11 protein-coding genes and 1 pseudogene are annotated in these 10,454 nt (G+C 73.6%); 2 read left to right on the top strand and 10 right to left on the bottom strand.

Features of this window, described 5'->3' with window-relative positions; genetic code table 11:
- Positions 1–746: pseudogene (locus ACYVAG_RS17065) on the top strand (hypothetical protein); the annotation flags it as partial.
- A 464-nt stretch (positions 747–1,210) separates the two neighbouring features.
- Here the strand turns inward: ACYVAG_RS17065 and ACYVAG_RS17070 are convergent.
- Positions 1,211–1,777 (bottom strand): hypothetical protein, encoded by a 567-nt coding sequence (locus tag ACYVAG_RS17070; RefSeq protein WP_460771668.1) that lies wholly within the window; start codon positions 1,775–1,777, stop codon positions 1,211–1,213.
- A 129-nt stretch (positions 1,778–1,906) separates the two neighbouring features.
- Here ACYVAG_RS17070 and ACYVAG_RS17075 point away from each other — a divergent pair, with 129 nt between their 5' ends.
- Positions 1,907–4,168, top strand: a complete 2,262-nt coding sequence (locus ACYVAG_RS17075) for a DEAD/DEAH box helicase (protein ID WP_460771717.1) — start codon at positions 1,907–1,909, stop codon at positions 4,166–4,168.
- Here the strand turns inward: ACYVAG_RS17075 and ACYVAG_RS17080 are convergent, their stop codons facing one another.
- The 9 genes from ACYVAG_RS17080 to ACYVAG_RS17120 form a co-directional block, all read right to left on the bottom strand.
- A complete protein-coding gene (locus ACYVAG_RS17080) occupies positions 4,169–4,525 on the bottom strand; it encodes an Rv3654c family TadE-like protein (RefSeq protein WP_460771671.1) in 357 nt (118 codons plus the stop codon).
- Complete coding sequence (locus ACYVAG_RS17085) at positions 4,522–4,878, bottom strand: TadE family type IV pilus minor pilin (protein WP_460771673.1); 357 nt, start codon at positions 4,876–4,878, stop codon at positions 4,522–4,524. Before ACYVAG_RS17085 ends, ACYVAG_RS17080 begins: the two co-directional genes overlap by 4 nt.
- Before the next feature lie 96 nt (positions 4,879–4,974).
- Positions 4,975–5,202, bottom strand: a complete 228-nt coding sequence (locus ACYVAG_RS17090; RefSeq protein ID WP_460771674.1) for a DUF4244 domain-containing protein — start codon at positions 5,200–5,202, stop codon at positions 4,975–4,977.
- A 142-nt stretch (positions 5,203–5,344) separates the two neighbouring features.
- Positions 5,345–6,064, bottom strand: a complete 720-nt coding sequence (locus ACYVAG_RS17095; protein ID WP_460771675.1) for a type II secretion system F family protein — start codon at positions 6,062–6,064, stop codon at positions 5,345–5,347.
- Positions 6,061–6,861, bottom strand: coding sequence for a type II secretion system F family protein (locus ACYVAG_RS17100; protein WP_460771677.1), 801 nt, complete (start codon positions 6,859–6,861; stop codon positions 6,061–6,063). The genes ACYVAG_RS17095 and ACYVAG_RS17100 overlap by 4 nt, the downstream gene beginning before the upstream one ends.
- On the bottom strand, positions 6,858–8,000 hold the full coding sequence (locus tag ACYVAG_RS17105) for a TadA family conjugal transfer-associated ATPase (protein ID WP_460771678.1): 1,143 nt from the start codon (positions 7,998–8,000) through the stop codon (positions 6,858–6,860). The genes ACYVAG_RS17100 and ACYVAG_RS17105 overlap by 4 nt, the downstream gene beginning before the upstream one ends.
- Positions 7,997–9,046: a septum site-determining protein Ssd gene (gene ssd / locus ACYVAG_RS17110; protein ID WP_460771679.1), complete on the bottom strand. Its 1,050-nt coding sequence runs from the start codon at positions 9,044–9,046 to the stop codon at positions 7,997–7,999. Before ssd ends, ACYVAG_RS17105 begins: the two co-directional genes overlap by 4 nt.
- Before the next feature lie 339 nt (positions 9,047–9,385).
- The gene (locus ACYVAG_RS17115; protein WP_460771681.1) at positions 9,386–9,754 is read right to left on the bottom strand and encodes a hypothetical protein; all 369 of its coding nucleotides are present in this window, start codon (positions 9,752–9,754) and stop codon (positions 9,386–9,388) included.
- Positions 9,747–10,451: a Fic family protein gene (locus ACYVAG_RS17120; RefSeq protein ID WP_460771682.1), complete on the bottom strand. Its 705-nt coding sequence runs from the start codon at positions 10,449–10,451 to the stop codon at positions 9,747–9,749. Before ACYVAG_RS17120 ends, ACYVAG_RS17115 begins: the two co-directional genes overlap by 8 nt.
- Between the last annotated feature and the right edge of the window lie 3 nt (positions 10,452–10,454).

The following is a 10,454-nucleotide window of genomic DNA, read 5'->3' on the forward strand; positions in this document are numbered from 1 at the left end:
GCGCGGGTCGTGTCCTCGGCGCCGGAACCCTCGACCTCGACGACACTGACCAGGCCGACACGTCGTCGGGATTGCCGTCGCGCAATGACCTCCTCGAGCTCGTGGTCCACGTCCGCCCCGATCAGGTCGACCGCGGCGCCGGCGGCCAGGTCACCGGCCTCGGCTCGGTCGCCCGCTCCCAACTCGACGCACTCCTCGCGAACGCCGAGAAGGTCACCGTCCGGCCAGTCCTGGATCCCGAGGTGCCGCACGTGACCGTCGGCTACGAACCCACCGAGGCGCAGCGGCGTGAAGTGTTGTTGCGGGAGGAGTACGAGGCATTCCCGTTCTCCACACGGCGCTCGGCCGGGAAGTTCATCGACCTCGATCACATCATCGAGTTCCCGCTCGGTGCGACCTGCACCACCAACCTCACCCCACTGTCGAAGCGGGTCCACCGGGCCAAGACATTCGGCGGGTTCACCTCCACCCCCGTCCGCCCCGGCGTGAAGCACTGGAAGACCCCCACTGGACAGGAGTTCTGGACCACACCCCACGGCACCTACACCCGCAACCCCGACACCGACCTGATCATCGACCCGACCGGAACCCGGCGCCGCATCCGCCAAGCCACCCGACGAGCCGCCGAACTCGCCGAGAAACACGCCAAACAACAGATCATGGAAGAAGCACAAGCCGCCGCAGCACGAGCCTTAGCCCAGCACAGCCCCGCCCTCATCCCCCTCACGAACGAGACCGCCGCCTGACCCACCGGCACGACCGCCGCCCACATCCCTGCTGACCGACCCGCCAGGAGAACCCACCCGGCGGGCACGAAGCATGCCCGGCTCCTCGTCTCGGCCGCAGGCGGCCTCGCTCGGAGAACGTGGGTGCAGTCCCGCGGGATGCCCGGCTCCTCGTCTCGCGAAGCCTGTGCTGAGCGACGCCGCCCCGCAGCCGAGACGAAGTGCTCGCTCGGAGATCGTGGACCGGTCCGCAGGTCGTCACCACTCCTCGTCTCGCTGGCGCTCGCTCGGAGAACGTCCCCTGGTCAGCCATGTCTTGGGACTCGCGCGCCCGGTGTCTGGAGGACCGATGAGCAACGCGGCCCCCGCAGACCAGGCCGGAACCGATCCAGAAACGAGGGCCGCGTTGCGAAGAGTGTCCGAAGACACCGGATTGAGGGCGCGAGGCCGATCGCGTCGCGGAGCGACGCAATGCATGACGCAATCTAACTCGTGATGTACCACGCGCCCTTGATCTTCACCGCCTTCATCGATCCCAGCAGTCCCTGGCCCATCGACGACGTCACCTTCGCCGACTTGAACTCGGCGGAGTCGCCCGACACCGTCGCGCCCGTCACCTTGGCGTCCTTGAGATCGGGAGACGACTTCGCGGCCGACTGCGCGACCTGCCCGAACGACGTCTCACAGAGGCCTTTGGCCTCCGGGATCGACGAGATCGGCTGGTTGTTGGCCGCCATCACCGCGCAGGCGCCCTTGCCGTCACCATTGCCGAGGGCGTGCAGGAAGGTCTCGGCGACGGCCTCGGGTGTCGTCTGAGACCCTGCAGCCGAGCCTCCGCCCGAGGTGGTTGCGGGTGCGCTCGATGCGGGGGCGCTCGTTGCCGGCGCGCTTGAGGCCGGGGCGGACGTCGCGGGCGCAGGCGCCGGGGCGCTGGGGGCCGGCGGCGCGGGGACACTGGGCGCTCCTGCACCCGAACAGGCGGTCAGCGCGAACGACGCCGCGACGAGGGCGCCGACTCCGGCGCGGGAGAGCGGAATGTGGGTCGTACGCATGGGGCCTCCTTGACTGATGGAACTTCCATGGTGACGCACCGAGGGATCATGGCTGCGGACGGTCGACACGAGCGCCGCGGTCCTGTCGGTGGGACGTGGCACTCTGGACGAGTGCCGCTGCCCGACTGGATGATCGACGATCCCGCGCTGCGACACCACCATCACCGGCCCGCAACGCCCGGCACCACGACATGCCTGCCCGCGTGGCTTCCCGACCCGGTGACGGAGGCCCTCACCCGGCAGGGCTTCGCCCGGCTCTGGACCCACCAGCGTGACGCCGCCGACGCCGCGCACTCCGGCCGCCACGTGGCCCTCTCCACCGGTACGGCGTCCGGGAAGTCCCTCGCGTACCTCCTGCCGATCCTGGCCGCGACCTGGGGCGGCGAGCCCACTGCTCCCCCGCCGCTGCCCCGCGTCGAGGCGACCGCCTCCAACCGCGTACGCGAGCTCCTGTCCCGGCCCCACACGGCCCTCTATCTGGCGCCCACCAAGGCGCTCGCCCACGACCAGTTGCGCGCCTGCCGCGCCCTCGACGTGCCGTCGTGGCGCGTGACCGCCCTCGACGGCGACTCCGACACCGCCGAGCGGGCGTGGGCGCGCGACCACGCGGCGTACGTGCTCACCAACCCCGACATGCTCCACCGCTCGATCCTGCCCAACCACGAGCGCTGGGCCCCGCTGCTGCGGTCGCTGCGCTATGTCGTGATCGACGAGGCCCATCGCTATCGCGGCGTGTTCGGCTCCCACACCGCCCAGGTCATCCGGCGGCTGCGGCGGCTGTGCGCGGCGTACGGGGCGTCGCCGGTGTTCGTCTGCGCCTCGGCGACGACGGCGAACCCGGTCGAGGCCATGGCGCGACTCGTCGGGGTCGACGAGGACGCGATCACCCTGGTCGACCGTGACGCCTCCCCCCACGGTGCGCTCGACCTCGCCCTCTGGGCCAGCGGCGACCACCACGACACCACCACCGGCGACCTGCTGACGCGGTTCGTCGGCGAGGGCCGCCAGACGCTGGCCTTCGTCGCCTCGCGCCACATGGTGGAGGTCGTCGCGCGGCGGGCCCGCGACGAGGTGGGGTCGACCATCGCGTCCTATCGCGGCGGCTATCTGCCGGCCGAGCGTCGCGCGACCGAGGCCGGACTGCAGTCCGGCGAGCTCGCGGGCGTCGCGACCACCAACGCCCTCGAGCTCGGTGTCGACATCGCCGGCATGGACGCGGTGGTGGTCTCGGGCTATCCCGGCACACTGTCGGCGCTGTGGCAGCGCGTCGGCCGGGCGGGGCGCTCGGGGTCCGACGCGCTGGCCGTGCTGGTGGCCCGCGATGATCCCCTCGACGTGTGGCTGTTCGACCATCCCGACCAGATCGTGAACGCGCCGGTCGAGCGCAGCGTCATCAACCCCCACAACACCTATGTGGTGGCGCGTCACCTCGCCGCGGCCGCACAGGAACTGCCGTGCACCGAGGCCGACACGGCGTGGTTCGGGCCCGACACCGTGACGCTGCTCGACCAGCTCACCGCGTCCGGGGTGCTGCGTCGACGGGCCGGAGGCTGGTTCTGGACGCGTCCCGACCGGGCGGTCGACGCCATCGACCTGCGCGCGATCGGCGGGCGCGCGGTCGAGATCGTCGACGAGGAGACCGGCGGCGTCGTCGGCACCGTCGATCCCGCAGCCGCCGACCGTACGCTCCACCCCGACGCCGTCTATGTCCACGCCGGCGAGGTCTGGGTCGTCGACGAGCTCGACCGCGGCGAGGCCGTCGCCTTCGTCCACCGCGACGATCCGGGCTGGACGACGCAGGCCCAGGAGACCTCCGACGTCGCCATCATCGCCGCGCGGCAGGAATCGCCGTGTGGTCAGGGAACGCTCGCGTTCGGCGATGTCACGCTGACCAGCCGGGTCACGGGCTATCTGCGGCGCGACGCCCGCACGGGCGATGTCTGGGACGAGACCCCGCTGGACCTGCCGGAACACCGCATGACGACCCACGCGGTGTGGTGGACCCTGCCGGAACAGGCGTTGCAGTCATTGGGGTTCAGTCACGTGCAGTTGGGCGCGGCCGCCCACGCGCTCGAGCACACGCTGATAGGCCTGCTCGCCGCCTTCGTGCCGAGCGACCGGTGGGACGTCGGCGGCCTGTCGACCGCGCTCCACCCCGACACCGGGACGCTGACGATCTTCGTCCACGAAGGGCTTCCCGGCGGCGCCGGCATCGCCGCGGAGGCGTACGACGTCGCCCGTGACTGGCTGTCGGCCGCGCGCGACCGGCTCACCGCCTGCCCGTGCGCCGCGGGCTGCCCGAGCTGTGTCATTTCGCCGAAGTGCGGCAACGGCAACCAGATGCTCGACAAGGCCGGCGCGCGCGATCTCGCCGATCTGTTGCTGGGTTGATCATCCGAGGCGTCCGGCGCTCGCGCGGGCCCGCACCGACGTGGGCAGCCCGGGGAACGTCCGCCCGACGGTGACCTCGGCCTCGACCGTCACCACGTGGTCGACCGCGTCGCCGACCGCCTCACAGGTCGTGACCCGCGCCCGGTTGGCCCGGCCCACACGCCCGGCGACGGCGCACGGCTCTCCGGAGGCGTACGCCCCCGCCCCCGACACCGCCGCCAGGTCCGCCACTCCGCGGGCCCGGTGGTGGGCCGCCGCGTACGCGATGACGAGCGCGACCGCGCCCGACACGACCAGGAGCAGGACGGCGACCGCCAGCACCGCTGGGGTCGCCGCCCCGCGGTCGTCGCGCCTCACGGCTTCACCCCGGGCTCGGCGACGACCCGCGCCGTGGCGCTGAGGTCGACGCCGGGACCGCGCGGGCCGAATGGCCGGGCCGTGGCGCGCACCGTCACCACGGCGACGTCGGCGTCACGCCCGATCGTCACCCGGGCCCCGGCGGGTGCATCGTTCTTGGCCCGGTCGAGGGCGGCCCGGTCGCCCCGGGCGACCTGCCGGGCCACCTCGGACGCGGTGTCCCAGCACTGGCCCTGGACCAGCGCGACCCCGATGAGGCCGATGCCGGCCGCCACGGCGAGCATGAGGGCGATGAGGCCCATCGCCAGCTCGGCGGTGACCATGCCGCGGTCGGGGCGCGAGGAGTGGTCCATGACCAATTCCGTTCTCTGGTGAGGTTTCAGGAGGGAGTGGTCGAGATCGCGGGCGGGGTATGGGGACCGGCCGCCCGCGATCTCAGTGGGGTGGTGTCACTTGACCTTGAGGAAGTTCTTCAGGATGTCCCCGATCAGCTGACCCATGAGCTGCTGGAACGCCGGCTCCTTCAGCACCAGGATCAGGACGCCCGCCAGCGTGCACGCCGCGATGATGCCGACCGCATATTCCGCCGTCGTCATGCCACGCTCGCCGCGCCCGGCCACCTCGACCTGGTCGGCACCCTCGATGACGGGAGCCTGCTCGATCACGATCTCTGCCATGATGGTTTCCTTTTCTTGTTGGGTTTCCGCGGCGATCTCGCCACGCCCCCACCATGGCGGCGAGAACGCCAAACGGTTCACCTCGAAGGGCCACCTGTGGACAACGCTTCGAGGTCCTTCGAACCTGTGGACAACTCCCCCCTCATCGGAACACCGTCATCACGACGCCACCGATCGCCGGAACGATCCCCACCAGCACGAACGACGGCAGGAAGCACACCATCAGCGGGAAGACGCTGCGTACGCCCGTTGTCCGCGCCGTCTCTAGCCGCGCGTCGCGGTCGGCGTGCACCAGCAGCTCCGCGTGGCGCCGCAGCACCGGCGCCACAGCAGCTCCCGACGTTGCAACCCGCCCGATGTCGGTGGCCGCGCGCCTCCACGCCTCGCTCGCCTCGAGCGCGGCCCAGGCGTCGCGCTCGGCCAACCCGATTTCGTGACCGGCCTGGACGCGGGCGAGGTCGGCCCCGACGATGCCGGGCATGGTCGGGGCCACCGCCGCCAGCGCCGCCCCCAGCGGCAGGCCCGCCTCCACCCCGCACGCCAGCAACGTGAGCGCCTCCGGCGCGAACTCCCCCCGCAGGGCCTCGTCATCGCGGTGGTCGGGCCCGATGAGCCCCAGCCCCCAGAACCCCACCGCGCCCACCACCACGGCCGCGACCAGGCGTACCCACCACGGGCCCGGCGCCAGCTGCGCCGCGAGCACCCCCAGCGCCGCGCCAGCGCCCACCCGCGTACGCAGCCCAAGCACGCCAGAAGCCCCTGGCCCGGCCACCGGAACGCTCAGCGGCGCCGGCGCACGCGGCGGTCCCGCCGCCCACCAGCCGGCCAGCGCCGCGAGGACTGCCGCGGTGATCACGATCACTTCCCGCCCTTCTGGCTCCGTCGCCCGTTCCCCATGTGCTCGGTCCACAGCAGGCCGCCGGTGCCGAGGCAGGTGCCGACGACAAGGCAGGCCTGTCCGATCGCATTGCCCAGAAGGAAATCCAGGGGATCGCCCCCGATGCCATAACCGATGCCGAGGCCCGCCAGCGGCAACACCGTCAGCAGCCGGCCCGTCATCAGCGCCGCCGCCAGCTCCCCGTTGACGACGACGGTCACCTGGCGGTCGTCCCGCAGGCGCGACGCCACCGATTCCAGCGTGTCGGCCAGCGGCGCGCCCGTACGCTCGGCCATGCGCCACGCACGCCCCAACCGGCCCAGCCCGTCGGCTCCCGGCGCGGCCGCCGCCTCCTCCCACAACGCCACGACATCGCCGCCGACCGCGGCCACCGAGGCCGCCGGCCGCAGCACGGCGAAGTCGTCGGCCGCCGAGGACAGCGCCGTCGCGGGCACCCGCCCGATCGACAGCTCCTGCGCCAGCGCCGAGCAGGCCCGGGCGACGTCGTCGGCGGTGCGGTCGCGCGCCCGCGTACGCCACCGCCCGCGCACCACCAGCGCCAGTCCCCCGCCGGCGATCGCCAGCGCGGCGCCAACCGCGCCCGCCGGCGATCCGGCCACCGAACCCACGAGAACCACCCCCAGGAACGCCACCCCCGCGTACGCCGCCTCCAGCCCCGGCCCGCCCGACCGTCGCCGCCGCCCCATGGGCACCCGCGAGCGCCGCGCCGGCCACCACGCCCACGCCGCGCCGGCCGCGAGCAGCGCGGCCAGGGCGGTCACCGGCCCCACATCCCTTCCAGCACGTCGATTCCGGGACCTCGCCGCACCCGGTCGCCGTCGAACTCCAGCGCCGGCACGACGCCGATCCCGTCGCTCGTGCGGTGGACGACGTGGATGCCGGTGACCCGGCGTACGCCCGACCGCGCCTCGCGTCGCACGTGGATCACGGCGTCGAGCGCGGCGGCCGCCTGGAGGTGGAGCGCCTCGCGGCCCATGTTCCCCAACGCCGCAAGGGCTTCGAGCCGCGCCGGCACGTCGGCCGCCGAGTTCGCATGGATCGTCCCGCAACCGCCCTCGTGGCCGGTGTTCAACGCCTGCAGGAGATCGCAGACCTCGGCCCCGCGGACCTCACCCACCACAAGGCGGTCGGGCCTCATGCGCAGCGCCTGCTTCACCAGCACCGTCAGTGGCACCGCGCCCGCCCCCTCGGCGTTCGGCACCCGCGCCTCCAACCGCACGCAGTGGCCGTGGTCGGGGTCGAGTTCGCGGGAGTCCTCGACCACGACGATGCGCTCGTCGGCGGGCACGCGCGCCAGCAACGAGGCCAGCAGGGTCGTCTTGCCCGATCCCGTGCCACCCGCGACGAGGAACGCCACCCGTGACTGCACCATCGCGTCCAGCACGTCGGCTCCCGCCGCCGGCACCGAGCCCGCCGCCACCCACTCCTCCAGCGAGAACCGGCGCCCCGCGGGTACGCGGAGCGACAGGCAGGTGCCGGGATCGGCAAGCGGGGTGAGGATCGCGTGGAGGCGCGTGCCGTCGGCGAGCCGCGCGTCGACGAAGGGGGAGCCGTCGTCCAACCGCCTCCCGATGGACGTCGCCAACCGGACCGCGAGCCGGCGTACGTCCTCCTCGGAGGCGAACTCCACCCCCGCCGGCTCGAGCCCCCGGCCGCGGTCGACGAACACCGCCCGGTGGCCGTTGACCAGCACGTCGGTGACCCCAGGCGTACGCAGCAGCGGCTCGAGCAGGCCCGCCCCGGTCGACTCGCGCCGCAGCCGCTCGACCACGTCGACGAGCACGCGGTCGTCCACGAGCTGGCCGAGCGACCGCATCGCCTCGGCCACGTCGGCGGGGGCCGGGGGTCGACCCAGCTCGGCCAGGCGTACGCGCAGCCGCTCCATGTCCGCGGCGTTCACGGCAGCACCCGCTCGGCGATCGACGCAAGCGCCCGCCGGTACGCCCGGCCGGCCACGCGGCCCGCCGGCTCGCCGCGGTCGAGCGCGCCGGCCACCGCCCGATCGTGCGGCAGCGTGCCGAGCAGGGGCACGCCCAGTCCCCTGGCGAGCTCGTCACCGCCCAGCACCCCGGGGCGCGCCACCACGGCGAGCGGCGCCGTGGGATCGGCCTCGGCCACGACGGCGCGCGCCGCCGCGAGCCCCGGCACCGTGGCCACCCCGACCACGACGGTGCCGTCGCACAGCGCGATGTGGGAGGCGAGGTCGCCGCCGCCCCGGGCGAGGTCGACCACCACGACCTCGTGGGTGCGCGACGTCGACCGCAGCACCGACGCGATCGCCGTCGACCCGGGCACCTCGGCCTCGGGGTCGCGGTCCCACGCCAGGACCCCGAGCCCGGGCGCCGGTGGCAGGTGGGCCTGCACGTCGCCGACGAAGCCCCGCGCCGCCGCGAAGCCCGACCACCGGCGCCCCGGCGTACGTTCCAGTCCCAGCGCGAGGTCGACGCCGCCGCCGCGCGGGTCGAGGTCGGCGAGCAGCGTACGCAGCCCCCGGCGCGCAGCCAGGTCGGCAAGCCCCACCGCCAAGGTCGTGGAGCCCACACCGCCCGATCCCCCGACCACGCCGAGCACCGTGGCCCGCGCGCCCGTCGCGCCCGCCAGGGACGCCGAGAGCGCGCGTACCCCGTCGGGCAGCACCGCGATGGTCGCGCCGAGCGTCGCCGACCACCCGCAGAGCACCTCCTCGTCCCCCGCCCGTCCGACGACGTGCCACGTGCCGGCGTCGACCGGTCCGTGCCGCGCCGCGGCGGCCGCCTGGTCGACGCCGACGACGACCGCGCGCCACGGGCGCGCCAGCAGCGCGGGGTCGGCGTCGTGGACGGCGGGGACGTCCACCGACGCGGCCGCCGCGAGGACGGTGTCGGCCAGCTCGCCGTCGCCGGTGAGGATCAGCACGCGCGCATCGGCCAGGGACGGACCGGATGCGCCGAGGGAGGGGATCGCCATGGCTCGACCATGCAGGCAGCCGGTGCCGATCATCCGGCCGTCAGGGAATCTGTGGACAACTCCGCGGACAGGAACTCGACCTGTGGAAAGAATCACACCCGAGGGTCTTCACAAACGGCGACGGCAGGCGTACAAAGGAGTCAAGGATTCCTTCCACAGCAGTCAGGCACCCACGCGGCGACCATAACCGTCTCAAGGGTTGTCGAGTCCCGGGTTCACCCGAGCCGACACAGAGAATTGCACGCCTGGTCACCTGCACTGAGGTGGGTCACGGCCCCCGGGCGCCCCGTGCATCGGGGGCCGTTTCACGTCCGCACCACGACCCCGCTCAGGCCGCGATCAGAGCTCGATCTTCTTGTCGCCGCGGAACCAGACCATCGTCGCCCCGGCGGCGTTGACCTGCGCCGCGAGCTGCCGCGTGAGCTCCTTGCGGGACTTCTTGGACAGCCCGGCCGCGCCCTCGATCAGCGTCGCGGCGAACCGCGCGTACGCCTGGGGGTCGGCCCCCACGAGGTGGAACTTCTTGAACCCGTAATCGCGCCGCGACTCGCCGGCGGCGTCCTGTGTCGTCAGGCGCACGTGCCAGCGGCCCGTCGCGTCGATCACGACCCCCAGCGACGCCTGCCAGTCACCCCCCGACACGACGCTCTGGTGCCGGTCGTCGAAGGCCCACCCGGCCTCGACGAAGGGTTGGGCCCAGTCAGACACTGCCATCCTTCCTGAAGCGCCGCGCTGCCCCGAGCGGAGACGACTCCGCCCCGAAGGTCAGGGCCTGCGCGCAGTGCACGATCCAGTCGCGCACCCCTGCGGCCTGCCCGGTCGCGTAGCGTTGCAAGCCCCCAGAATACGCCGATCCCGCGGCGGCGTGGCCCGCCTCCGGCACGAGCGCGGCGCGCGGATCGATCCCGGCCTCGATGAGCACCAGGTGCTCCACGGCCCGGGCGAGCACCCCGTCGCCGCCACCGAACGGTCGCAGCGTCGCCACCTCGGCGTGCGCCACGGCCGCGAGCACCAGCGGGGACGCCGTCGTGGACCCCGCCAGCAGCCCCATCAGGCCGGCCAGGCGATCGGTCTCGGTCGTCGTGGTGCGGCCCAGTGCGTCGTCCTCGACCACGCCGCGCGCGAGCAGGACGTGGGCGCGCGCGAGGACCTGGGCCGGCGTACGCCGCACCGCGCCCGCCAGCTCGATCAGCTCGGTCGACAGGCGGACCGAACCCGCCAGCCACTCGTCGCCCTCGATCCGCGCCGAGGCCTTCGCGCCGGCCAGCAGCGCCTGGGCCGACACCTCGGCCGGCACCTGGCGGCGGCCACGGTCACGAAGCACGGCGTCGGCGGCGTCGAGCGCGGCGGCGACGGCGGACGGCACGCCCTCGAGGCGCGCGAGGTCGGCGAGAGGATCGGTCACGGC

The organism is Mariniluteicoccus flavus, assembly GCF_054776655.1.

What these genes read in the sequence shown, in the direction of transcription:
- ACYVAG_RS17070 (WP_460771668.1), bottom strand. Translation starts at nt 1,777, where the DNA reads ATGCGTACGACCCACATTCCGCTCTCCCGCGCCGGAGTCGGCGCCCTC.
- ACYVAG_RS17075 (WP_460771717.1), top strand. Translation starts at nt 1,907, where the DNA reads ATGATCGACGATCCCGCGCTGCGACACCACCATCACCGGCCCGCAACG.
- ACYVAG_RS17085 (WP_460771673.1), bottom strand. Translation starts at nt 4,878, where the DNA reads ATGGACCACTCCTCGCGCCCCGACCGCGGCATGGTCACCGCCGAGCTG.
- ACYVAG_RS17090 (WP_460771674.1), bottom strand. Translation starts at nt 5,202, where the DNA reads ATGGCAGAGATCGTGATCGAGCAGGCTCCCGTCATCGAGGGTGCCGAC.
- ssd (WP_460771679.1), bottom strand. Translation starts at nt 9,046, where the DNA reads ATGGCGATCCCCTCCCTCGGCGCATCCGGTCCGTCCCTGGCCGATGCG.